Raw genomic sequence first — 25,488 nt, 5'->3', positions numbered from 1 at the left:
AATAAAGAAAACGGCTGATTTAAAAATTAAACTTATATTTAACTTTCCAAAAAATTAAACATGAAAAAAACCAAGTATTTATTACTTCCGTTGGCTTTTGTGCTGTTGCAAAGTTGCGCCGCCAATCTTTCTTATTCGGGTTCGCCTTTTAAGAAATCGTATGAATCGATTACTTCTGATGAGCTGAAAACGCACCTGTATATCGTTGCTTCCGATGAAATGGAGGGTCGCGATACGGGAAGTGAAGGCCAGAAAAAAGCGGGTCGCTATTTGATCGAACAATATCAGAAAATGGGTGTTTCTCATCCGAAATCGATGTCTTCTTATTATCAGGTTATTCCGAAAGAAGCCTTAAATGGAAGAAGAGGAAATTTACCTGAATCTGAAAATATATTGGCTTTTATCGAAGGAACAGAAAAACCCGACGAAGTAATTGTGATTTCGGCGCATTACGATCATGTCGGAATGTCGAAAGGAGAAATTTACAACGGTGCTGATGATGACGGCAGCGGAACGGTGGCGCTTCTGGAAATTGCCGAAGCTTTTCAAAAGGCAAAAAAATCTGGAAAAGGTCCTAAACGGTCGATTTTGTTTTTGCATGTGACCGGCGAAGAACATGGGCTTTTGGGTTCAAAATATTATGCAGATCATCCGGTTTTTCCTCTGGCAAATACCGTTGTAGATTTGAATATCGATATGATTGGAAGATGTGATCCGGGTAATTGCGGCAAAGATTATGTGTATGTGATCGGGTCTGAAATGCTCAGCACCGAATTAAAGAAAATCAACGAAGCAGCAAATAAGGAAACCGTCAATTTAGAACTGAATTACAAATATGATGATCCTAATGATAAAGACCGGTTGTACTACCGTTCGGATCATTACAATTTTGCCAAAAACGGAATTCCGGTGGCTTTCTACTTTGATGGAATTCACGAAGATTATCACAAACCCACCGATACACCTGATAAAATTGATTATGTTGCTTTGAAAAAACGTACGCAGCTGGTATTCGCGACGGCGTGGGAACTGGCGAACAGAAAAGACAGGATTGTGGTGGATAAGAAGTAAGTATAAACTGATAAATCTCCTGTGCTTGCTAAATGTAATATTGTGCGGTGTTTTCAATCATAGTATTGCCTTTTGAAGTAATATCTTGAAAATATATTGATTTGGGGATTTAAATAATGAGTAGGAAAAAAATAAGATTGAAAAATCGTGAAAGTCAGTTTATAAGTTCTGTATAATATGAATGAGAATAATTTTAATAATAATATTATTTTTAATAAATAATTAATAATAGTGTATATAATGTAAAATATATACATATATTTGAGCAAATAAATATTATAAACTATGTAAAAAATTCTATTTGCAGCATTATTGACTGCCGGAACAACATTTGCTTTTGCAAATAACAAAACAAATTCTTTAGATACTGTTTCTGACATGGTTGCGATTTCAGTAGCAGAAGTTTCAATTAATCAGAACAAAGAGGTTAATGATGAAGTATGTACTCATACCAATACTTGGTGGGAATATGAATATTATACCTCGTACGATATGTATGGTAATGCTTATAATGGCGTACGCATGTTCTTGGTAATGGAAAGTGTTTATTACGGTTGCTAATTTAAATAAAATAAAAAAAATAGACCTTCTATTTTAGAAGGTCTATTTATATCCTTAAAACATGAAAAAAATAATAATTCTCTTATTGCTGTCATTTAATTTTTGTTATTCTCAACATTTGAAAGTGGAGTACAATTTTGTAAACAATGTATCATATAAGACAAATGCTACAGAAGGTTTTGATAAGAGAATAGCAGAGATTAATAAAAAGCCTGAAAAACAAATTCTTTATTTTGCGAATGGCAATTCCTTTTATAGAAATTTCCCAGATCAAGTAATCGTTAATGAAAAAAGCCGAGCTGAAGTCGATAAAAAGAATACAAAGATTGAAATAGAAAAATTTAGAAAAGAAGATTTGAAAATTTTTAAAGAAAAAGGATCAGATCATTATTTTCAATTTAAATCTTTCAATGGAGAGGATTTTTATCAAAAACTTAAACCAATATTTTCAACAATTAATTATTTAAACGACATAGAGTACGTTGATAATTATAAATGTAAACTAGTAGAAGTTACAACGGATCGAGGTCAAGTGATAAAAGTGTGGTATACAGAAGATATTCCCGTTTCTACAGGTCCTTTTGTATACGGAATGTTTCCGGGGTTAGTTTTAAAAGTGCAATCAGATAATTTCATAATTTATGCTACTAAAATTAGCAACGAAGCAAAATTATCAGAGGTGGAATCGATCAACAAGAAGTTAGACGTTTATGAAGGTAGTAGTTTTGAAAATAAAATGAATGAAATCAAGAGTAAAGAAGCAAATCCAACAAAAATTAGAAAAGAAATTCATCTTTAGTTTTATAATAATATTCATGCTTTTTGGTATTTCAAACTCTTTTTATTCTCAGAAAATCACTATAAATATTACAAGCGAGAATGATTTTAATGTAGAAGATGTAAATCTTCAACTTTTAAAAGATAATAAATTAATAGATTTTAGAAAAACTAATAAGGGAGGATCTTGTTTTTTTAATATTTCAGTTCCTGGAAAATATTCTTTAAAAATTTCTTCATTTTTTTTTAAAACGAAATTTGTTTCTATTAATACTGAAGAAGCGAACAGATTTGACATTACTTTAGAAGCTCAGTTAACAGAAATAGAGAAGGTTGAGATTAAAGCTCGACCAAACATTGTTTTTGAAAGGAAGGATACTATTTCTTATAATCTCAAGGCAATCGTTGACGGTAGTGAAAGAAATGCCGAAGATATTATTAAAAAGCTACCAGGATTAGAAATTAATGAATTTGGAAAAGTTACTTATCAGGGAGACATTGTAGGAAATATTCTAATTGATGGTAATGAATTTTTTGGTAAAAACCATACTTTGGCCACAAAAAATATTTCTGCAGATATGTTGGCAGGAGTCGATTTATGGAGAAACTATACTACCATTAATGGTAATAGTTCAACAGCATTAAATTTAAAATTAAAAGAGGAATATAGAAGTAGAATTACAGGAAATGCAGAAGGGAATTACGGTTCCAATGATGCATATCTTTTTCATGCAAACTTATTTAACTTTAATAATAAAGGAAATTTTTCCTTTATTAGTGATTTTAATAATATCGCGAAAGATCCAATTAGCTATTCAGATTTTTCTGAAATGAATTATAATGAAGCTGTAGATTTTAAAAACGCTTCTACATTTAATGAAATGCCATCTTTTCTTAATAACGATGGTTTGGCTAAAAATAAGAACAACTCTTTTGGAGCATTACAATATTCAAAATCTTCAAAATCTTTTCAGATTACAAGTTTCGCCATCGTAAATCTAACTAAACTTCAGAAGTTTAATTCAACTAACAAGATGTTTTTCAATGGTGACTTTCAAAACTTTAATGTTTCCGAAAAAAAATCTGAAAATAACCATGGATTTCTAGGAGCTTTGCAATTAAAACTAAAACAAAAGTTGAGTAATGGCTTCCTGTATTACGATTTCAAAATGAATCCTTCCTCCGACACTTTTGAAAACGATATTGACCGTCAATATTATAATTCAAATATTTTATATGCCATTGATAATAAAATTCGAAAAGAAAATATTTCAAATCTTATTTCTTTAAATAAAAGAGTTTTTAATTCAGATCTTATTCTTTCTTTTAACCAAATTTTGCAGTCAGAAAACCGTAAGTTGGATATTATGTCAAATGATGACTTATTTTTTACGAATGATAAATTTATAAAGCAAGATTATAATCTAAAATCGAAGAAATACAGTTTTAATGCTGATTTCAAAAATAAAAATAATTTTTTGAATTTTGAATACCAGTCCGAGTTTTCATCTGAATGGTCTAATTCATCGTTAAATGAAAAAAACTCAAATTCTTTCCAAAATAATGACTTACAATATTTAGTTTATTCCAATAATTTTGTTGTCAATAAAAAAATATTTAATGTTGACTTAACTTATAATGTTGGTTCGAATTTCGTCAATTTTAATAAGTCTGATAATCATTTCTTAAGTCATAATTTTAAAATTATTTATAATCCGATTGCTAGAATTAGTACTAGTTACAAATTAGAATATAATTCTAAATATTCCTATGTTCATCCTGATCAGCTTTTCACAATACCATTTTATTCTAAAAACTTATCTTTTTACCAGAATCTATCCATTGAAGATGATTCATTATTTAGAACCGAAAATTATAAATTCACGTGGAGTAGATTTAATTTGCAAAAGGGTAATTATTTCTTATTTTTATTAATCTATAATAGAGATCATCCTAATATTACAACAAATATGGTGAATGTAAATAGTTTTTATAGAACTGAAGGTATTTTCGGAGCCAACAAAGAAAGACTATTTTTGCATGTTTCAGACGAGCGGAAAGTTTTTAAATTTGCCACCTTGAAATCTAAATTTTCTAATTCTTCAAGTATGAATAACAATCAAATTGAGGGTTTTAATAATAGGTCTTCCTTCAAAAGTTATGAAATTTCCCAAGTATTATCTTCAAATTTTAAGAATTTTCTTTTTCAATTTGATTTAGGTTATAGTTTTAAAGAAAATATTTTTGAACAAAGCTTTTACGATAGTTATTCCACACAACAAAACAAGAAATTCTATTTTGCCATTTCTGGTAATATTAAGAAAAATTTCATATATAATTTAAAAGGAGATTACTTGGTTCAAAATTCGCAAACAAATGTTTTGAGGAATTTTCTATTAGGAGGTAGCTTGTCCTTTAAGCCTATTAATTCTAAAATAGAATATAATATTTTATATGATAATCTATTAAATATGAAATCATTTAAATACATAAATTCTTACAATAGTGAATTAGCATTTGAAGAATCAGTAATTTCAGCGCTGCCTGGATATATTGTGGGTGGACTGAAATATTATTTTTAAAGAAATTGTTGTAAATGGATATGCATACGAAAATAAACGAAAAAAGAAACGTTCGTTCCTGTTTCTTATGCGTGCATTGTCGATTTATAATATTTTTGTAGCTTCACCGGGAATCGAACCCGGATCTAAAGTTTAGGAAACTTTTGTTCTATCCGTTGAACTATGAAGCTGAAAATGAGTTCAAATTTAGGATTTCTTCTTTAGAATATCGCCTGTTTTTAAAAATATTGAAAGCGCTGTTAGAGCTTCGAACTCTAACAGCGCTCACCAAAAAGCCAACTCCGAAAAGTTGGCTTTTGTTATGTTTCGGTAAATCAAATTACGTCAATTTCTCCTTCAAATATTTCCCGGTATGGGATTTTTTATTCTTCACCAAATCTTCGGGAGTCCCCGCAAAAACAACTTCGCCCCCGTATTTTCCGGCTTCCGGACCGATGTCGATAATATAATCTGCGGTTTTAATAATGTCGGGTTGATGTTCAATGACAATCACCGAATGTCCTAATTCTATTAAAGCCTGAAGCGATTTCAGTAATTTATTGATATCGTGAAAGTGCAAACCTGTTGAAGGTTCATCAAAAATAAACAGCGATTTATCGGTCGTTGCTCCTTTTACAAGAAACGATGCTAATTTTACTCTTTGCGCTTCGCCGCCAGAAAGGGTAGAGGAGCTCTGTCCCAACTGCAGATAGCCTAAACCAACTTCCTGCAAAGGTTTTAACTTGGTCACGATTTTAGGCTGTTCGTTGTCTTTAAAGAATTCCAAAGCTTCATCCACCGTCATGTGAAGAATGTCTGAAATGTTTTTCTCGTCATATTTAATTTCGAGGATTTCATTTTTAAAACGCGCACCGTGACAGGTTTCACATTCCAGTTCAATATCGGCCATAAACTGCATGGAGACGGTAATTACGCCTTCACCTTTGCATTCGTCACATCGCCCGCCATCTACATTAAAGGAGAAATGTTTCGGCATTAAACCCTGCATTTTCGCCAGTTTCTGTTTCGAGAACAAATCCCGAATATCGTCGTAGGCTTTTAAATAAGTAACAGGATTTGAACGCGAGGATTTACCAATCGGATTTTGATCGATGAGTTCAATGTTTTTAATCAGTTTGGCGGGGAAATCTACGGAATCATAATCGCCTTTTTTGCCGCCCATTCCCAACTGAATCTGAATATCATTGGTCAGAATTTCTTTCATTAAAGTAGATTTTCCACTTCCCGAAACTCCCGAAATCACAACCAGACATTCCAGCGGAATATCGACATCGATATTTTTTAAATTATTCTGGCGGGCACCTTTGATGTGGATCCATTCTTTTGGTTTGCGGCGGGTTTCCGGAACTTTTATTTCTAATCTTCCGGTCAGATATTTAGAAGTTAAAGTATCTGCATTTTCAAGATCATCAAAGTGGCCGGCGAAGACCAGTTCACCTCCCAAATATCCGGCTTCCGGACCAATATCGATAATGTAATCCGCGGCTTTCATTACGTCTTCATCATGTTCTACGACGATTACAGTATTTCCTAAATCACGAAGACTTTTTAAGACTTCAATTAAATTTTCGGTATCCCGGGAATGTAATCCAATCGACGGTTCATCTAAAATATAAATCGATCCCACCAAAGAACTTCCGAGCGAAGTCGCCAGATTAATCCGCTGACTTTCGCCACCGGAAAGTGTATTCGAAGTTCTGTTAATGGTCAGATAGCCCAAACCAACTTTATCCAAAAATTCTAAACGCGTGGTAATTTCGTACAACAAACGTTTGGCAATTTCAGCATCGTGTTTATTGAGTTTTAAGGATTTTATTAAAGGTAAGAATTCATCCAAAGGCAACTCAATCACCGATTGTATATTATGCCCGTCGATTTTCACCCATTTGGTTTCTTCGCGCAGACGCAAACCTTCGCAAGTCGGACAGAGCGTTTTTCCGCGGTATCTCGACAGCATTACACGGTACTGGATTTTGTATAAATTTTCTTCCAGCATTTTGAAAAAATTATTAATGGAAGGGAAGGTTGCAGTGCCGTCGCCTTTCCATAAATAGTTTTTCTGCTCTTTTGTTAATTGATGATAAGGTTTATGAATAGGGAAATCTTTGGCTTTTTTAATGAAATCTCTTTTCCATTCGCTCATGCTGTCGCCTTTCCAGCTGGCAACTGTTTCTTCAAAAACGGATAAGTTTTTGTTGGGAATCACCAAATCTTCATCGATGCCGATTACTTTTCCGTAACCTTCGCATTCCGGACAGGCGCCGTAAGGATTATTGAAACTGAAAAAATGAACGTTAGGTTCCATAAATTCCATGCCATCCAATTCGAATTTATTGGAGAATTCGGTGATTTTTCCGGTCTCTATATTTTTCAGAGAACAGTATCCGTGGCCTTCATAAAAAGCCATCTGAATGGAATCTGCCAGCCTTTGTAAAAAGCTTTCGTCTTCTTCGTAGCTGAAACGGTCAATCACCAGTTGAATTTCCATATCGGCTTCCGGTACAAAACCGAAACTTTCCAGATCTTCGATTCCTGCGACATTTCCGTTGACTTCTAATCTTGTAAAACCTGAAAGTTTTAAAGTGTTGGCCTGCTCGGTAAATTTAGATACATCAAAATCTAAAGGGGTCCGCAATAGAAAAGTCTGGCTTTCATTTTTCTGAATGAAATTAATAACGTCGGTCACCGAATCTTTTTTGACTTCCCGGCCGGAAATTGGGGAAAAAGTACGCCCAACTCTCGCAAATAATAATTTTAAATAGTCATAAACCTCGGTGGAAGTCCCAACGGTCGAACGCGGATTCGATGAAATTACTTTTTGCTGAATCGCAATTGAGGGAGCCAATCCCTTGATATCATCTACTTTTGGCTTTTCTAATTTCCCTAAGAATTGCCGTGCATAGGAACTCAAACTCTCGACATATCGGCGCTGTCCTTCCGCATAAATCGTGTCAAAAGCAAGTGACGATTTGCCGCTTCCTGAAACTCCCGTTATCACAATCAATTTGTTTTTAGGAATCAGAACGTCAATATGTTTCAGATTATTAAGGTGCGCATTTTTTACGAAAAGCTGTTTCTTAATATCAATATCTGTCGGTGTAATCATTGTAAAATTTAAGGCTACAAAATTACGGATTTTTTAAGAGAAAATTTATCGGAATTATTTGCATGTTTCGATAAAATTCACAATATTTGTTGAAACCAAAATGTAGTAATATCATGAGAAGAATTTTGAATGATTTAATTACACATTTGATGAGAAAAAGATAAGTTTTTACTTAAACCTTCTAAACAGAAAATGCAATACTTCGGTACTGCATTTTTTGTTTTCTTATAAAATACCGTTTCATTAAATTCTGAAACCATCATAAAATAAAGTTAATCAGAAAAATTTATTTTTTCACATTGCCTAAATAAATTATCTTTATGCCATGAAAAAACAGGTTTTTCTGATTTTATTTTTAGCATTTTTTTCTGTAGTTAATGCGCAACGCGAGCATATCTCAAGTCTTGATGTGTTGACGGTGACCTATAAATTTCATCCCAAATTTTACATTGATGCAGAAGCCCAGTTATGGGGAATAGAAGACTATTCTTATCCGGATTATTATGAAATCAAAGGAGGACTGGGGTATAATTTATCTAAAAATCAGAAGATCCTCATTGGCGCCGGCCGCTACGGCACTTACAAAAATCATCGTTTTAGTAAGGAAGAATTTAGGATATGGCTGCAGGACATCATCGAGTTAAAATCGGGAAAGTTTAAATTTGAAAACCGTTTCAGAGTTGAAAAAAGTTGGTTTTACGAACCTGTTACCGATTTGCATTCAGACAGGATAAGATTCAGGTACAGGCTGAATGTTTCGGTTCCGCTGAATTCAGAAACGGTGGAGTCGGGAACTGTTTCTGCAAATGCCTACGACGAAGTCTTTTTTATTTTAAACGATAATCCGGGGTTTGCCAGAAACCGTGTTTATGCTGGTTTTAGTTATCAGATTGACCAAACTTTTGGGGTAGGATCGGGATATCTTTGGCAAAGAGAGTTTTCAAATTCCGGAAATAAGAATTTACACCTTATTTATCTGAATCTGAAAATTAATATTGATCCTTCTAAGCGGAAAAATGGTCCTGTTTTGAAAACAGATTAATGTTGGTAACTTTTTCACCGAAACTTTTTTTATCCTGCCAAATATTGCATTTTTTAGGGTTTAATTTATATATTTGTGAAATTAATAATAATTGATTTTATGAAATTTATTGTTTCAAGTAGTGAATTACAGAAAGCTCTGCAAACCGTAAGCGGAGTAATCTCCAATTCTCAGTCGCGGCCGATTTTAGAAAACTTTTTGTTTGAAATTGAAAAAGAGAACCTGAAAATTACCGCTTCGGATGGAGAGACGACTTTGATTACTTCTTTGGAGGTGAAGTCTGATGCAGAAGGAAGGATTGCAGTTCCCGCTAAAATATTTCAGGAATTTGTGAAAACTTATGGCGACCAACCCCTGACTCTTTCTGTGAAAGATGCCGAAGACGGAAACGGAAAACTGCTCGAAATACTGGATGAGAAAGATAACTTCGCTGTGGCACTGGATCACGCAGAAGATTATCCGGAAATCCCTGAATTTGATGCAGCGCAAAGCGTAACCATTTCTGCGGGTATTTTATCTGAAGCTTTAAACAATACTTTATTTGCAACCAGCAACGATTCCTTGCGCCCGGTGATGACCGGAGTTTTGTTCCAGTTCAAAGAAGATGAAACCAATTTCGTTTCTACAGATTCGCACCGTTTGGTCGTTTACAAAAGAACCGATTTGATGAACGCTGAACCGGTAGAATTCATTATGCCGAAGAAACCTCTGGCGATTTTCAAAAGCATTTTAGCATCTTCTAACGACGAAGTTTCTATTGAGTTTAATGAAAATATGGCAAAATTCACTTTCGGAAATAATATCTGGATCTGTCGTCTGATCGATGGCAAATATCCCAATTATTCAGCGGTTATTCCAAAAGAAAATCCAAATGTTTTGACGATTAACAGAAGTCTTTTATTGAATTCAATCAGAAGAGCTTCTATTATGTCTAATAAATCCACGAACCAGGTCCGTTTCAAATTATCAGGAAATATTCTTCATTTGCATGCCGAAGATACAGAATTTGCCAACAAAGCAGATATGCAGATTCCCTGCGATTACAACGGAGAAGACATCAATATCGGTTTCAGTTCTAAGTTTTTAACGGAAATGTTATCGGTGCTTTCAGCAGACGATATCACCATGAAAATGTCACAACCCAACCGACCGGGAATCATCGAACCGGTAGATGGTTTAGAAGATCAGGAAAAATTACTGATGCTTTCGATGCCGGTGATCGGGATGTAACAAAGCGCTTTTAAATAATTGTACACCATATTAATTGAGATTCAAAACTTTTTGAATCTCAATTTTTTTTTAACCTTCAAAATCACGATATTTGCACCTTTCTTATTTTAATAGCTTTATTAAAGAAATAGGAAATTTAACATCTGAAATTTACGACAGAAATGAAAATCTCAAACAACTGGCTGAAAGAATACATTAACACCGATTTAAAATCCGAAAAGATTGGCGAATACCTGACTGATATTGGTCTGGAAGTGGAGGGAATTGATCCGTTTGAATCTGTGAAAGGCAGTTTGGAGGGAATTGTTGTCGGGAAAATTTTGACTTGTGAGCAACATTCAAATGCTGATAAATTAAAAGTAACGACGGTAGATGTAGGATCCGGAAAAATCTTAAATATCGTTTGCGGTGCGCCCAATGTTGCTGCGGGACAAACCGTTCCTGTCGCCGTAGTTGGAACCAAAATTTACGGAAAAGACGGAAGTTCTTTTGACATTAAAGAAGCAAAAATCCGTGGTGAAGTTTCTCAGGGAATGATCTGTGCTGAAGATGAAATGGGTTTGAGCGATGATCACGGCGGAATCATGATTTTGGATGAAACTAAATTTGAAGTCGGTAAAAATTTCGCAGATTATTTTGAGCTGACCAATGATCTGGTTTATGAAATTGGTTTAACGCCTAACCGAACGGATGCAATGGCACATTACGGTGTTGCCCGTGATCTAAACGCTTATTTAAGTACTCATCAAAATGATTCTAATTTTGAAAAATTAGTTTCAAAACCTTTAAATATTGAAGGAACGACTGATTTTCAAATTGAAGTTGAAGATTCGGAATTATGTCCAAGATATATCGGTGCGGTAATCGAAAATGTAGAAGTGAAGGCTTCTCCGGATTGGTTGAAAAACCGTTTGAAAGCAATTGGATTAAGTCCGATTAATAATATTGTTGACATCACGAATTATATCCTTCACGGTTTGGGTCAACCGCTTCATGCCTTTGACGGTGATAAAATCGCTGGTAAAAAAGTGAAAGTCGGTGTGAATGAAAAAGGAACAAAATTCACCACTTTAGATGGCGTTGAACGAACCCTGAACGGAACCGAAATCATGATCAAAGACGGCGAAAATAACCCAATGTGTATTGCGGGCGTTTTCGGTGGTCAAAATTCCGGCGTGTCAGAAAATACCAAAACCATCTTTTTAGAAAGTGCTTATTTCAATCCGGTTGGTGTGAGAAAAGGAGCGAAATTTCATAGTTTAAATACCGATGCCTCTTTCCGTTTCGAACGGGGAGTAGATCCCAATATGACCAGAACCGCGCTGACACACGCAATCGCTATGATCGCAGAAATTGCGGGTGGTAAAATGGTGGGCGAACTTTTGGAACATTATCCGGCAAAAATCGAAGACCATTATATTATTCTTCGTTTTTCTAAAGTGGAGCAAATCTTAGGAACAAAAATTCATAAAGAAAAAATCAAAGAGATTTTAAAATCACTCGAAATTACGGTTTTAAATGAAATTCAGAATGGTTTAGAAATTTCTGTTCCTGCTTACAGAGCCGATGTTACCAGAGAAATTGATGTGATTGAGGAAATTTTAAGAATTTACGGATACAACAAAATTGATTCTCCACAAAAGATTTCTTTCACGCCAGTAAAATTAAGTTTTGATGACCAGGATGCTCTGGAAAACGGCTGGGCGAGAACTTTGCAAAGCAACGGCTTCAATGAAGTGATGAACAATTCTTTAACATCGGTGAAAGATGAAACAGAGGCGGTGCGACTTTTAAATCCTTTAAGCGGAGATTTAGCATTTATGAGAAAGTCTTTATTAGAAGGACTTTTGGAAAATGCTGATTATAATATTAAAAGAAAAAATCAGAATATTAAGTTTTTTGAGCTGGGCAAAATCTATCACAAAAAACAAACTTATCTGGAAAGAAAACAACTGGCAATTTTGGTTTCAGGCCGAGACGAAGCAGAAAACTGGTTGCAGCCAAAATCGGTTACCGATTTTTACCGATTGAAATCGTATTTGAAAATTCTTTTGGATTCACTCCCGGTTTCGGTTGAAGAAAAATACCTGGAAGATCCCCGTTTTTCCGATGCAATTGAATTAACGGTGAACGGAAAAACCGTCGCAAGGTTAGGAAAAGTAAGTCCCGAATTATTGAAAGATGCGGATATCGATCAGGAATGTTTCTACGCAGAAATAGAACTGGAAGTTGCACAGCGTTTCAGAACCAAAGATAATCTGAAATTCAAAGATATTCCAAAATTCAATAAAACCAGAAAAGACCTCGCTTTACTGATTGACAAGAATATCACCTACGCCGAACTCTATAAAGCGGCGAGAAACAATCCTTCAAAATATTTAAAAAATATTAATTTATTTGATGTTTATGAAGGCAAGAATCTTCCGGAAGGAAAGAAATCTTACGCCATGAGTTTTGAACTTTTAAATGAAGAAAAAACTTTGGAGGATAAAGATATTACTGAAGTGATGAATTCTTTAATCAAAACTTTCCAGAAAGAATTTTCTGCAGAATTAAGATCTTAGACAAATCGATTAATACCAATAAAAAAGCATTTCTGAAAAGAGATGCTTTTTTGTTTTCCCAGAAACATTAAATCCTGCTGTTATCCGTTAAATCAATATTATTACTTAAATTTGAGGTATTAAAATTTTAAAAATGAAAGCAATTCACTTTCCACAAACGAATATTTTTAGAAATATTTTCTTAGCCATTTTTACAGCTGCAACGGTTGTTTCCTGCTCAACCATGGCAACTTCCAAATCAAAAGTTGGAACTCCGCAACCCAATATTGCAAATACCCAATGGACTTTGGCTGATAACGTAAAAGGCAAAAAGCCGACTTTGGTTATAGAAACTGCAAAAATTACCGGAAATGGCGGCTGTAACAGTTATTTTGGAGAGGTAATGCTGGACCGTACTGTCGGGAATTTTTCTACCAAGAATATCGGTTCTACTAAAATGATGTGTGACAATATGAGCGAAGAAACCAACTTCTTCAGTATGTTGGGCGCTGCTACGAAATATGTGGTGAACGGATCTACGTTAGAACTGTATAAAGGAAACCTTTTGTTATTGAAATTTAATAAGTTATAAACTTTACTTCATCACCATTCTGCATAAAAAAAGGAACTCTTTGCGGAGTTCCTTTTTGTTTTGCTATTTAGTCTTCTTCTTCCTCGTCATATTTAGCGAGTTCTTCGTCGCACCATTTGAAAGCTGCTTCGACTACTTTTGTAGCTTCATCTGCTACAGTTTCTTCGTCATCTCCTTCCAGGTCATCGAACCATTCTACTTCCTCTTCCTCAACATTCAAAACAAATCTTGGGTATTCGGTGTGAACTACGAATAAATCTTCAGGAAAATCTGAATTGTCTGCTAATAAAAACTTTGGTAATTTCATTTTCTTAATGTTTATAACTGCGTCAAAGATAATAATTATTTATTGAAATTGATTCCTGTGAATTTTATATTTTCCTGAAATTTTCGAACGGATTATCTCTGTTTTTAATTTGGAGGAAAAGTTTAAGCATTTAAAATTATTTCAAAAACATTTTCGAAACGTTCTCCGCTTTTCTGCTTTCCGAATAATCATAAAAACCTTCACCGGATTTCACTCCTAATTTTCCTGCCGTAACCATATTCACCAATAAAGGATTCGGTGCATATTTTGGATTTTTGAAACCGTCGTACATCACATTAAGAATCGCCAAACAAACATCCAGTCCAATGAAATCTGCCAGTTGCAGAGGTCCCATCGGATGAGCCATTCCCAGCTTCATCACGGTATCGATTTCTTCCACTCCGGCAACTCCGTTATATAAAGTTTCGATGGCTTCGTTAATCATCGGCATCAAAATTCTGTTCGCCACAAAACCCGGATAATCGTTCACTTCGGTCGGCGTTTTTCCTAAAGTTTTACTCATCTCATAAATCTCGTCAAACGTTTCTTTGGAAGTAGAGTAGCCTTTGATGATTTCCACGAGTTTCATAATCGGAACGGGATTCATAAAGTGCATTCCGATTACTTTTTCGGGACGATTAGTTACCGACGCAATTTTGGTAATCGAAATCGAAGAAGTGTTGGTTGCAAGAATACAGTTCGCAGGAGCTAATTCGTCCATCTGTTTAAAGATTTTCAGCTTTAAATCCAGGTTTTCTGTAGCTGCTTCTACAATTAAATCCGCGTTTGAAGCACAATCTGCCAGATTTGTGAAAGTCGAAATATTATTTAAAGTTTCAGATTTCTGTTCTTCGGTAAGGTTTCCTTTGGAAATAATTCTGTCCAGATTTTTAGTAATCGTTGCCAAACCTTTGTCTAATGCCTGCTGTGAAACATCTACTAAATTTACCTTAAAACCGGTTTGTGCAAAAGTATGCGCAATTCCGTTTCCCATGGTTCCGGCTCCGATAACAACAATATTTTTATTCATATTTAAATTTTTAATAATTTTTAGTGTAACTTTTTCCTTCTTCTAAAAGCGTTGCTTCACTTTCAGAAGTTTTAAATTTTGTCTTTATAAATGTCCTTTTTCCGTCTATCCGATTAATAAACACGGCGAAATGTAAATGGGGACCACTTGCAAATCCCGTACTTCCGCTGTAACCGAGAAGCTGGTCTTTTTTTACAAGATCGCCTTTTTTCACGACTGCGCCCTGGAATTTCAAATGAGAGTAATCGGCAAAAGTACCGTCGCTGTGCATGACGAGAATTCTGTTGTTGAATTTTGCGCAGGAAATATCAGGACAACTCCGGTTATTGTTGTTCACCACTTCTACTACAATTCCTTCCCGGGCAGCCAAAATCGGACTTCCCATTTTTAAGTCGAAGTCCAGTGAAAATTCATTCTGATGCGAAAATTTTCCGTTATAACCCTGAAAAATGGTCTGTGTTTTACCTTTTTCAAAAGGCAGTGCGTAGATATAATCATCATCAAAACTTTCCTGTCGTGCATTTCCAAAATTATAGGAATTGGTGTAAGAGAACGAGTTGGCTTCTTTGGGTTTAATGGGAATCAGTTTGGCGATCAGAAATTTTTTAGTTTGAGGTGGAATAACCACGATGTCGTCATTTGGCAATGTACACGTTAAATTGGTCAGTTTAAAAGTAAACTGTGCAGACATCGGCATCAGCTCGTTATTGTCCGCAAATATCGAAATCTCGCGGTTATTGACTTCATTGTAAAATTTAATATTCCATTTCTCTTGGGAGAAAAGAAAAGTTTGAACAAACAAAAATAATATTAATAATATTTTTTTCATTTAATTTTCATTCAGATACTCTAATATTTTTGAAGTCAAGTATTTTCGTTCCTCTTCATTAGCGTCATTATCCATACTGCTATGTTTTATATCAGTGAATTGAACGGTAATTCCAAATTTTTTCTGTTCTTCATTAGAAGGTAAAACGCCTTCGTCGGCCGGATAGTCGCTTGAACGTAAAGTATAAACTTTTGGTTTATGCGTTTTTGGTAAATCCATTCTTCTGTTATCCATAGAAATTAATTTATGAATCAATTCCGGATGTTGATGTGCAAATAGAACCGACATATCTCCACCATTAGAATGACCAATTATAACTAGTTTATCAAAATTTAGTGAAGAATATTCTTCCTTTATTTTATTTAAAACAAAACCGATATTTTCTGCACCTCTTTTCCAATTTGGCATTCTTGTAACTTTTAAAGGTTCATCCATTGCAAGAAGTTCATCCGTCTTTAACTCATGCTGAATGCTGATTACAAAATAACCTTTGCTGGCGAGTGTTTCCAATAAATAAGTGTAATCTTCAATGTAGTCACCTCCCTTATTTCCACCATAACCATGACTGAAAATTATGGGAGTTTTGCTCACTAATTTTTTGTCTAAATGTCCGTAGATCGCTATAGGAATTACTCGATTGCGAGTTGAATCTCTATACTTTACTAGAGATAATAAATATTTATGATTCGAATGATCAGTCGCTACTTTTGATTTACAACCTAAAAGCGAGAATAAAATAAATATAATTAATGATTTTTTCATTCGCAATTTTTGAGTAATTATGAAATCAACCTCACAATTTCCAGCGCAACTTTCAACGCTTCCGTTCCGTCTTCCAAAGAAACTTCTACCTTTTTATTTTCAGTAATCGCATCCGCAAAACTTTCCAGTTCATCAAGAATTGCATTATTGGGCTGAATGTTCGGATATTCAAAAATAATCTGATTTTTTTCACCTTCAGCATTTTCAATAATCATATCGAAATCACTTGGGTGTTCCGGTGCCGGTTTCATGCGGATTACTTCGGCTTTTTTCTCTAAAAAGTCAACGGAAATATAAGCGTCTTTCTGGAAAAAACGGGATTTCCGCATCGCTTTCATCGAAATTCTGGAAGTCGTCAGATTCGCCACACAACCGTTTTCAAACTCAATTCTCGCATTACAGATATCCGGAGATTTCGAAACGACCGAAACTCCGCTCGCATGAATGGCTTTCACTTTTGATTTTACAATCGACAATAAAATATCCAGATCGTGGATCATTAAATCCAAAACCACAGAAACATCAGTTCCTCTGGGATTAAATTCTGCCAACCGGTGAATCTCAATAAACATCGGATCTTTAATATAATCTTTAGAACCAATAAACGCCGGATTGTATCTTTCAACATGACCAACCTGCGCTTTAATCCCGAATTCACGGCATTTGTACAGGATTTCTTCGGCCTGTTTTAAAGTCTGCGTCACCGGTTTTTCAATGAAAAAATGTTTACGGTTTTCGATGGCTTTCATCGCATAATCGTAGTGATAAAGCGTTGGAGTCACAATATCGAGCATGTCGATTTCACTTAAAAGATCCCCGAAATTTTCAAAATATTTATAACCGAATTCCGCTTCCAGTTTTTTACCGTTTTCTTTATCTGCATCATGAAAACCGACTAATTCGTATTTTTCGGATTGATTTAATAATTTTAAATGGATTTTTCCTAAATGGCCTGCGCCAACTAAACCTGCTTTAAGCATAGAAAATTAATTTTTTCAAAGATAATAATTTTAGACAAGAGACGAAGAGATTATAGACGAATAGATAATAGATAAAAGACCATATAATCTGAATTTTAAAAGTCTCAAATCTTAAGTCTTAAAATCTCAAATCTAATTCCTATTTTTGTGACATGCAGGATTCGTACGTACATAAAGGAAAAAGGAAAATTTTGGTGGATTATCTGAGGCAAAAAATGGATATCACCGATGAGAATGTTTTGGCAGCAATTAACAAAGTTCCGCGCCATCTTTTTTTAGAAAGTGTTTTTGAAGATTATGCTTATGAAGACCGGGCTTTTCCGATTTTAGCAAAACAAACTATTTCGCATCCATCAACCGTTGCTGAGCAAACCGCTCTTCTGGAGATTGAAGAAAAGGATAAAGTGCTGGAAATCGGTACAGGATGTGGTTATCAAACGGCGGTTTTAATAACGATGAATGCTTGGGTTTACACCATTGAAAGACAAAAGGATCTGCATGATTTTTCGCAGAAAAAATTTAGAGAACTGCATCTCCGTCCGAAATTTCAAAGTTTTGGTGATGGTTTTCTGGGACTTCCAACTTTTGCTCCTTTTGATAAAATATTGGTCACTTGCGGCGCCGAAATTTTACCCACAGAATTACTTCATCAGTTAAAAGTGGGCGGGAAAATGGTCATCCCTCTGGGAAAAACCGATGAGCAAATCCTGACACGGTTTACCAAAAGATCAGAAAGAGAATTCGAACGGGAAGAATTTGGTGCTTATAAATTTGTACCGATGTTGAACGATACCAACCATTAAACAGGATGAAAGTTTCGCTTCTCTGAAAATAAAATGAAACACTTTTATATTCAAATTCATCTTTTTAAAACGCTCTTTTTTAACTCATTTTTCGTTTTCCTGAACCTAATAAAAATCATCCTGCAAATTCGCTCATTCAATATATAGATTGTATTTTTGCAAGCGTTCAATTTATTCTAAATTAAAATACCTGAAATCAAGAATAAACTTTTTTTCAGTTAAAAGTAAAGTTTTAGATTCTCATGAAAAAAATTCAAAACATTCTTATTTCGACCAGAACCATGGCGGTTTTGTTGTTAGTGTACGCCGCTTCAATGGGTTATGCTACTTTTCTGGAAAATGATTACGGAACTCCTACCGCAAAAGCACTGATTTACGAAGCAAAATGGTTTGAGCTCGTGATGCTTTTACTCATGTTAAACTTCGTAGGAAATATTTCACGATACCGACTTTGGCGCAGAGAAAAATGGCCGGTTTTGGTTTTTCACTTGTCATTTATTTTAATATTCCTCGGTGGTGCAGTCACCCGATATATCAGTTTTGAAGGAATTATGCACATCCGCGAAGGCGAAACGTCTAACGAAATTATTACCGACAAAAATTTCTTTAAAATTCAAATCGAAGAAAAAGGTGATATTTTGAATTATCAGGATGTTCCTTATCTGATGTCGCCACTTCACAAAAATCTTAAAGCAAGTTATGACTATCACGGGAAAAAGGTTTCGGTAAAAGCGCTTGATTTTATTCAGCGAAAAAAAGACAGTCTGGTTGTTGATCCGGCAGGAACAGAATATCTGCATTTGGTTTCTACAGGACAATCTGGACGTGAAAATATCTACATCAAACCCGGAGATTCTAAACTGGTGAACGGAACTTTGGTTTCATTCAACAGAGCGATCGATGGCGCGGTGGAATTTAACAATACCAATGGGACGTTGCTCATCAAAACACCCGTGGAATCGGAATATATGACCATGGCAACCCAGGCAAAAGGGACGACAAAAAAAGATGAATATGAACCTTTGATCTTAAGAAGTTTATATTCCATCAATGATTTGAAATTGGTTGTTCCTGAAGGTTTGATGAAAGGAAAACTGGTTGCTTATGAAGGGGACCGTAAAAAAGATAAAGATGTTTCTGATAATTTAAAAGTCGAAGTTCAGGGACCAAAATCAAAAGTGATCGTTGATCTTCCGGTTGAAAAAGGAAATCCAAATGCCTTTAAACAAATCTCTCTGGATGGTATGAATATTATTCTTGGGTTCGGACCGAAAGTATATACCACGCCTTTTTCTTTAAAACTTGAAAAATTCGTCATGGAAACTTATCCGGGCAGTTCGTCGCCAAGTGCTTATGAAAGCCATGTACAGATTATTGACAACGGCAAACAGACGCCTTATAAAATTTATATGAATCACGTTTTAAATCATGGCGGTTACCGCTTTTTCCAGGCGAGTTTTGATCCGGACAGAAAAGGAACGGTTCTTTCTGTAAATCATGATTTCTGGGGAACTTTAATTACCTACATCGGTTATTTCTTCCTGTTTGGTGGAATGTTTGTGATTTTCTTCTGGAAAGGAACCCATTTCTGGAAACTGAATCAAATGTTGAAAAACGTAAGCAAAAAGAAAGCAGCCACGCTGTTATTAATTTTACTGACATTAAACTTTAATGCCCAGAAAATTGAAACGCATGGTAATACCGATGGTTCTGGCGAACATGTTCATTCTGCAGATGATGGTCATGGCCACGGCGCAGCAGATGTGTTAACAGCAGAGCCGGCTCCCCGGAAACAGCAGAATGCAAAAATGCTAAAATCTCCAAAGCCCATTACTGCTGACGAGATTATTGCCAAAAATACAATTTCAAAAGAGCACGCAGAAAAATTCGGTTATTTATTGGTTCAAAACTACGAAGGCCGTATTGTTCCCATGAACACGCAGGCTTTGGATGTTCTAAGGAAATTATATAAAAAAGACGCTTTCCGCGGAACTGATGGAAAACACATAAGTGCAGATCAGTGGTTTTTGTCCATCAATACCGATACTGCAAGTTGGACCATGGTTCCTTTAATTAAAGTGGGTGAAAAAGGTGGCGACGAATTGAAGAATAAAACAAAAGCCAACGACGAAGGTTATACCACGTTGATGTCGCTTTTCCCTGCTGACGAAACTGGCGCTCTTCACTATGTTTTAGAACAGGATTATCAGGAAGCTTTTAGAAAAAAACCGGCAGAACAGACCAATTACGATAAAGAAGTAATTAAAGTAAATGACCGTGTTCAGGCATTTAATGAATTTTTCAGCGGACAGTTTATGAGAATTGTCCCTGTGAAGAATGATCCGAATAATACCTGGCATTCCTGGCTAGACCAAAACTTCGAACCCGATACCGCTTCACAGGAAGTGATGGGACCTTATTTCTCAGAAGTTTTAGCCGCGCAAAAATCCGGAGACTGGAGCAAAGCAGACGCCGAATTGGCGAAATTAGAGCAATACCAAAAAACCTGGGGAAAAAACGTAGTTCCGAATGAATCAAAAGTAAATTTAGAAGTATTGATGAACAAAGCAAACATCAACTTTTACTTATTGATGTTCTATTCGGTCATCGGTGGTTTATTATTATTGTTAGGATTCATCGAATTATTCAAACCGAATAAGATTTTAAATAAAATAATCAAAGGGTTGATTCTTGTTGGCCTGGTTGGTTATTTCCTGCAATTCTTAGGTTTAATCGGAAGATGGTATATTTCAGGTCACGCACCATGGAGTAACGGTTATGAAGCGATTATCTTCATCTCCTGGGTTGGGATTTCCGCCGGATTATTATTGTACCGAAACTCAAACGCACTAATTCCTGCAGCCGGATTTATGGTAGCAGTAATAATGATGGGATTTGCACACGGTGGTTCAGCACTGGATCCGCAGATTACACCGCTTGTTCCGGTATTGAAATCTTATTGGTTGATTATCCACGTGGCGATTATCACAGCGAGTTACGGATTCTTCGGACTCTCCATGGTTATTGCGATTATTACGTTGTTTTTCTATATTTTCTCCAACAAAAAGATCTATAAAATTCACCATGATACCACGATCAAAGAATTAACGATCGTTTCAGAAATGTCTTTAACCATAGGATTATACGCGTTAACCGTAGGAACTTTCCTTGGTGGAATCTGGGCAAACGAATCGTGGGGAAGATACTGGAGCTGGGATCCAAAAGAAACCTGGGCCTTCATTTCCGTGATGATTTACGCCTTCGTATTACACATGAGATTAGTTCCGGGATTACGGGGCAGATGGGCTTTCCACGTGGCAGCTTTATTCGCAATCAGCACCATTGTAATGACTTATTTCGGTGTAAACTACTACCTAAGTGGATTGCATTCTTACGCAGCGGGAGATCCTGTGCCGGTGCCAATTTGGGTGTATATCGGAATCGCTTTCATGTTCACTTTGGCCATCGTTTCTTATATAAGATTCAAAAAATTAAATACGAAATAATTATAAAATTTTTAAATCCCGGAACTTGTTTTCGGGATTTCTTTTTTAGGAGCAACAAGATTTTCGCTTTTTTACAAAACCCGTCCCGCTTTCCGCTGTATCTTTTTTTCGTCGTTCCTCCTCAAAAAAGGATGCCGCTGCAATCGGGGCTAGAATCAAGACCCGTTTTTCTTTTCAAAATCCCCCAAATAATTAGTAAATTTGTTTAAATTTAAACTTCCAGCAACTCAGCATCCAACACCAAACATCCAACACTTTTGAGCGCACACTTAACTATTCTCGGCTTCAACTCAGCAATTCCAACGGTGAATTCGTCTCCTACAGCACAATTCCTGGAAATGGATGAGCGGTGTTTCCTCATTGATTGCGGCGAAGGAACCCAGGTTCAGTTAAGAAAAGCAAAAGCACGGTTTTCAAAAATCAATCATATCTTTATTTCGCATCTACATGGCGATCACTGTTTCGGTTTGCCTGGATTAATTGCCTCTTTCCGGTTATTAGGCCGCGAAAGCCCTCTGCATGTGTACGGTCCGAAAGGAATTAAAGAAATGCTGGAAACCATATTCAGATTAACAGAAACACACAAAGGGTTTGAAGTCGTTTACCACGAGCTGCAAAGTAAAAAATCAGAGAAAATATATGAAGATCATAAATTGGAAGTTTTTACCATTCCCTTAGACCACCGCATTTACTGCAACGGCTATTTGTTCCGCGAAAAACCCAAAGAAAGGCATCTCAACATGCAGGAAGTTTCGAAATATCCGGAAATAGAAACCTGCGATTACCAGAATATAAAAAACGGAAAAGATTTCGTGCTAAGTGACGGCTATGTTTTGAAAAATGAGCTATTAACCAAAGATCCAACGAAATCGGTTTCTTACGCTTTTTGCAGTGACACCAGATATACCGAATCTATTTTACCGCTGATTAACGGAGTGGATCTGTTGTATCATGAAGCAACTTTTTTACATGATTTAAAAGAAATGGCTGATTACACCGGACATACCACCGCTTTGGAAGCCGCAAGAATTGCCAGAAAAGCAAACGTTGGCCAACTGATTATTGGACATTTCTCTAACCGCTATAATGATCTGAATGTTTTCCTGAATGAAGCGCGCGAAGTGTTTCCCAACACCGATTTACCCAAAGCCTTAGTTCCGGTAGAAATTAAATAACAGGAAAAGTGAACAGTCCAAACCCATTTCCTGAACCTGAATTTCTAAAAGATTTCCTCGATGAAAAAGCTGATTTGTATAACCATACCGATTTTATCGAAAATGATCCCATTCAGATTCCACACCGGTTTTCTTTAAAGCAGGATATAGAGATTGCTGGATTTTTAACTGCAACGATTTCCTGGGGAACCCGAAAGTCAATCATTAATGATGCAGAGAAAATATTGTCGTGGATGGGAAACTCGCCTTATGATTTCGTGCTGAATTTTCAGGAAAAAGATATGGATTTGTTTCATCATCATTCTGTTCACCGTACTTTTAACAAAGAAGATCTCAATGAGTTCATCCGAAATTTAAGCAGACTTTATAAAGAAAATGAATCGCTGGAAAACCTCTTTTTAGTGAAAGAAGATGAAACCAATTTTTACCACAGTCTCCACCGCTTCAGAGCAGAATTTTTTAAAGAAAATCAAATTCACCGAAGTACAAAGCACGTAAGTTCGACTTACAAAAATTCCGCTGCAAAACGCTTAATCATGTTTCTGCGCTGGATGGTTCGCAAAGACCGGAAAGGTGTGGATTTTGGAATTTGGAAAAATATTGATCAGAAAAATTTATCCATTCCGTTGGATGTGCACACCGGAAATATTTCCCGCAAACTCAATCTGATTCAAAGAAAACAAAACGACTGGAAAACGGTGGAAGAAATGGATTTGGTTTTAAGGAAATTCGATGATAAAGACCCCGCGAAGTATGATTTCGCACTTTTTGGTTTAGGAATTGATAAAGAGTTTTAGGACTTATAAACCAAAAAGTAATAAAAGTAAATTGTGAATGTCTAATCTCTTGGATTTGAAAATAATATAATTTTTTTTGCCACGATTTCACGAATTTGTTGTAAATAAATCCTTTGGATTTTTATTGGTGAAATAAAATTAAATGAATTATAAAGGGGAAAAGTCGTGAATTTGTGGTTTAAAAAGCTGAAACAGTTACCTAATAAATTGAGGAAAAATAAAAAATGAAAAACAGAGAAGAAAAAACCAAAGAAAAAATCGAATTTCTAGTTCGTGTTACCGATGGTGTGATGTGGTGGATTGGTTCTATTCCTTCGTTAATTGTACATTCAATTATATTTATATCTGCGTTTTTACTTCCGATTTTTGGTATTGTTGAATTTGATAAGATGCTTTTGGTGCTTACAACGGTACTTTCGTTGGAAGCGATTTATCTGGCCATTTTCATTCAGATGTCGGTAAACAGAAGCAATGAACATATCGAAGATTTGAAAGAAGACGTAAACGAAATTCAGGAAGATATTGAGGATATCCAGGAAGATATTGAAGAAATTAGTGAAGACATTGATGATATTCAGGAAGACATCGAAGATATTGCTGAAGACGATGATGATGAAGATCATAACGAGCGCGCCAGAAATGTAATGTTAAAAAGCAATGTTTCTTCTAATAAAAGTGATATCAAAGCAATGAGAGAAGTAATTGCCAATCTTCAGAAGCGATTGGAAGATTTAAAAACTGAAGAAGAAAATGCGAATCTTCATCCGGAAAACTAACTTTCGAAAAACCTTGTGAGGGTAGTTAGCAGCTTTCGACTTTATCTTTTTTTATACTTTTAAATATTTTAAAAATATAAAAATTTTGTGACTTTCTGGTTTAAAAAAAAATGTTTCAAACGAAAAAAAAACCATTTCAAAGCTGAAATGGTTTTATTTGTTTTTTTAAGAATGCTCTTTCCAAAGCTGCGTAAATGCTATAAAATCTGCGACCGATAATTCCTCCGCCCTTTTATCCATAAATTCATGGGTTTTCAATTCTTCAGGAATATCCAAAGCTTTTAGCGAATTCGATAATTTTTTCCGGCGCTGACCAAAACCTGCCTTTACAATTTTTTTAAACAGAACTTCATTCCCCGCCAAACCTGGTTTCGGATTTCGGGTTAAACGAATAACACCGGATTTTACTTTTGGAGGCGGATTAAACACGTTTTCATGAACGGTGAACAGATACTTGACATCATATAACGCCTGAACTAAAACCGACAGAATTCCGTAGTCTTTCGTCCTCGGAACCGCCGCCGTTCTTTCCGCAACTTCCTTCTGAAACATGCCAACCATTTCCGGGACACGGTCGTAATAATCAATAATTTTAAATAAGATCTGCGAAGAAATATTATAAGGGAAATTTCCAATCACAGAGACTTGACCCTCAAACGATTCCGCAAGATTTAATTTCAGAAAGTCACCCATGAAATGCTGTTCTTCTAATTTCGGATAATGACTTTTTAAATAGGCGATCGATTCGGTATCAATTTCTGCTACGAAAATCTCGGCATCTTTCTCCAGAAGATATTTGGTGAGCACGCCCATTCCGGGACCGATTTCCAGGACCTGATTTTTGTTTTCATAACTCAGTCCGTCTACAATATTTTTGGCAATATTTTCATCCGTCAAAAAATGTTGACCAAGATGTTTTTTGGCTCTTACGCTCATTCAGAAATTTAATTTTATTTGTTAAAAATGAAGGCTGAAAACCCATTTTTAAAGGTTGCTCTTCATTTCTTTTATGTTTTTTT

Annotated in this window: 20 protein-coding genes and 1 tRNA gene; 13 read left to right on the top strand and 8 right to left on the bottom strand. The window is 35.4% G+C overall.

Features of this window, described 5'->3' with window-relative positions:
- Positions 1-60: 60 nt before the first annotated feature.
- The 4 genes from QGN23_RS04080 to QGN23_RS04065 all read left to right on the top strand — a co-directional run bounded on the left by QGN23_RS04080 (position 61) and on the right by QGN23_RS04065 (position 4,991).
- Positions 61-1,071 carry a M28 family metallopeptidase gene (locus QGN23_RS04080; protein ID WP_282905756.1) on the top strand — a complete coding sequence of 337 codons (1,011 nt, stop codon included), beginning with the start codon at positions 61-63 and terminating at the stop codon, positions 1,069-1,071.
- Positions 1,072-1,383: 312 nt separating this feature from the next.
- Positions 1,384-1,632 (top strand): hypothetical protein, encoded by a 249-nt coding sequence (locus tag QGN23_RS04075; RefSeq protein ID WP_282905755.1) that lies wholly within the window; start codon positions 1,384-1,386, stop codon positions 1,630-1,632.
- 61 nt (positions 1,633-1,693) lie between these two features.
- Positions 1,694-2,431: a GLPGLI family protein gene (locus QGN23_RS04070; protein ID WP_282905754.1), complete on the top strand. Its 738-nt coding sequence runs from the start codon at positions 1,694-1,696 to the stop codon at positions 2,429-2,431.
- Positions 2,373-4,991 carry a hypothetical protein gene (locus QGN23_RS04065; RefSeq protein WP_282905753.1) on the top strand — a complete coding sequence of 873 codons (2,619 nt, stop codon included), beginning with the start codon at positions 2,373-2,375 and terminating at the stop codon, positions 4,989-4,991. The genes QGN23_RS04070 and QGN23_RS04065 overlap by 59 nt, the downstream gene beginning before the upstream one ends.
- A gap of 98 nt (positions 4,992-5,089) precedes the next feature.
- Here QGN23_RS04065 and QGN23_RS04060 read toward each other — a convergent pair.
- A tRNA-Arg gene (locus tag QGN23_RS04060) sits at positions 5,090-5,161 on the bottom strand.
- A 149-nt stretch (positions 5,162-5,310) separates the two neighbouring features.
- On the bottom strand, positions 5,311-8,097 hold the full coding sequence (uvrA, locus tag QGN23_RS04055; protein ID WP_282905752.1) for an excinuclease ABC subunit UvrA: 2,787 nt from the start codon (positions 8,095-8,097) through the stop codon (positions 5,311-5,313).
- A 325-nt stretch (positions 8,098-8,422) separates the two neighbouring features.
- Here uvrA and QGN23_RS04050 point away from each other — a divergent pair, with 325 nt between their 5' ends.
- The 4 genes from QGN23_RS04050 (at position 8,423) to QGN23_RS04035 (ending at position 13,504) form a co-directional block, all read left to right on the top strand.
- Positions 8,423-9,139: a DUF2490 domain-containing protein gene (locus tag QGN23_RS04050; protein WP_282905751.1), complete on the top strand. Its 717-nt coding sequence runs from the start codon at positions 8,423-8,425 to the stop codon at positions 9,137-9,139.
- Between the two features lie 99 nt (positions 9,140-9,238).
- The gene (gene dnaN / locus QGN23_RS04045) at positions 9,239-10,369 is read left to right on the top strand and encodes a DNA polymerase III subunit beta (protein ID WP_133440356.1); all 1,131 of its coding nucleotides are present in this window, start codon (positions 9,239-9,241) and stop codon (positions 10,367-10,369) included.
- 161 nt (positions 10,370-10,530) lie between these two features.
- Positions 10,531-12,933, top strand: coding sequence for a phenylalanine--tRNA ligase subunit beta (pheT, locus tag QGN23_RS04040; RefSeq protein ID WP_282905750.1), 2,403 nt, complete (start codon positions 10,531-10,533; stop codon positions 12,931-12,933).
- A 133-nt stretch (positions 12,934-13,066) separates the two neighbouring features.
- The gene (locus QGN23_RS04035) at positions 13,067-13,504 is read left to right on the top strand and encodes an META domain-containing protein (protein ID WP_282905749.1); all 438 of its coding nucleotides are present in this window, start codon (positions 13,067-13,069) and stop codon (positions 13,502-13,504) included.
- A gap of 67 nt (positions 13,505-13,571) precedes the next feature.
- Here the strand turns inward: QGN23_RS04035 and QGN23_RS04030 are convergent, their stop codons facing one another.
- The 5 genes from QGN23_RS04030 to QGN23_RS04010 all read right to left on the bottom strand — a co-directional run bounded on the left by QGN23_RS04030 (position 13,572) and on the right by QGN23_RS04010 (position 17,412).
- Entirely contained in the window at positions 13,572-13,811 is a 240-nt protein-coding gene (locus QGN23_RS04030) for a hypothetical protein (RefSeq protein ID WP_133440359.1), read from the bottom strand.
- 136 nt (positions 13,812-13,947) lie between these two features.
- Complete coding sequence (locus QGN23_RS04025; protein ID WP_282905748.1) at positions 13,948-14,841, bottom strand: 3-hydroxybutyryl-CoA dehydrogenase; 894 nt, start codon at positions 14,839-14,841, stop codon at positions 13,948-13,950.
- A gap of 10 nt (positions 14,842-14,851) precedes the next feature.
- Positions 14,852-15,670 (bottom strand): M23 family metallopeptidase, encoded by an 819-nt coding sequence (locus QGN23_RS04020; RefSeq protein ID WP_282905747.1) that lies wholly within the window; start codon positions 15,668-15,670, stop codon positions 14,852-14,854.
- Entirely contained in the window at positions 15,671-16,432 is a 762-nt protein-coding gene (locus QGN23_RS04015) for an alpha/beta fold hydrolase (RefSeq protein ID WP_282905746.1), read from the bottom strand.
- A 17-nt stretch (positions 16,433-16,449) separates the two neighbouring features.
- A complete protein-coding gene (locus tag QGN23_RS04010; RefSeq protein ID WP_282905745.1) occupies positions 16,450-17,412 on the bottom strand; it encodes a Gfo/Idh/MocA family protein in 963 nt (320 codons plus the stop codon).
- Positions 17,413-17,564: 152 nt separating this feature from the next.
- Between QGN23_RS04010 and QGN23_RS04005 the strand changes: the two genes are divergently transcribed.
- The 5 genes from QGN23_RS04005 (at position 17,565) to QGN23_RS03985 (ending at position 24,469) form a co-directional block, all read left to right on the top strand.
- Positions 17,565-18,215 (top strand): protein-L-isoaspartate(D-aspartate) O-methyltransferase, encoded by a 651-nt coding sequence (locus QGN23_RS04005; RefSeq protein ID WP_282905744.1) that lies wholly within the window; start codon positions 17,565-17,567, stop codon positions 18,213-18,215.
- Positions 18,216-18,457: 242 nt separating this feature from the next.
- The gene (gene ccsA, locus QGN23_RS04000) at positions 18,458-21,721 is read left to right on the top strand and encodes a cytochrome c biogenesis protein CcsA (RefSeq protein WP_282905743.1); all 3,264 of its coding nucleotides are present in this window, start codon (positions 18,458-18,460) and stop codon (positions 21,719-21,721) included.
- A gap of 257 nt (positions 21,722-21,978) precedes the next feature.
- Entirely contained in the window at positions 21,979-22,896 is a 918-nt protein-coding gene (locus QGN23_RS03995; RefSeq protein WP_282905742.1) for a ribonuclease Z, read from the top strand.
- A gap of 8 nt (positions 22,897-22,904) precedes the next feature.
- Positions 22,905-23,693 (top strand): TIGR02757 family protein, encoded by a 789-nt coding sequence (locus tag QGN23_RS03990; RefSeq protein ID WP_282905741.1) that lies wholly within the window; start codon positions 22,905-22,907, stop codon positions 23,691-23,693.
- 224 nt (positions 23,694-23,917) lie between these two features.
- Entirely contained in the window at positions 23,918-24,469 is a 552-nt protein-coding gene (locus QGN23_RS03985) for a DUF1003 domain-containing protein (protein WP_282905740.1), read from the top strand.
- A 165-nt stretch (positions 24,470-24,634) separates the two neighbouring features.
- On the opposite strand, the gene rsmA is transcribed toward QGN23_RS03985, so the two are convergent.
- The gene (rsmA, locus tag QGN23_RS03980; RefSeq protein WP_282905739.1) at positions 24,635-25,405 is read right to left on the bottom strand and encodes a 16S rRNA (adenine(1518)-N(6)/adenine(1519)-N(6))-dimethyltransferase RsmA; all 771 of its coding nucleotides are present in this window, start codon (positions 25,403-25,405) and stop codon (positions 24,635-24,637) included.
- Positions 25,406-25,488 lie beyond the last annotated feature (83 nt).

The organism is Chryseobacterium gotjawalense, from assembly GCF_030012525.1.
GTDB classification, from domain to species: Bacteria; Bacteroidota; Bacteroidia; order Flavobacteriales; family Weeksellaceae; genus Kaistella; species Kaistella gotjawalense.
This window is presented reverse-complemented; position numbering and strand designations above follow the sequence as displayed.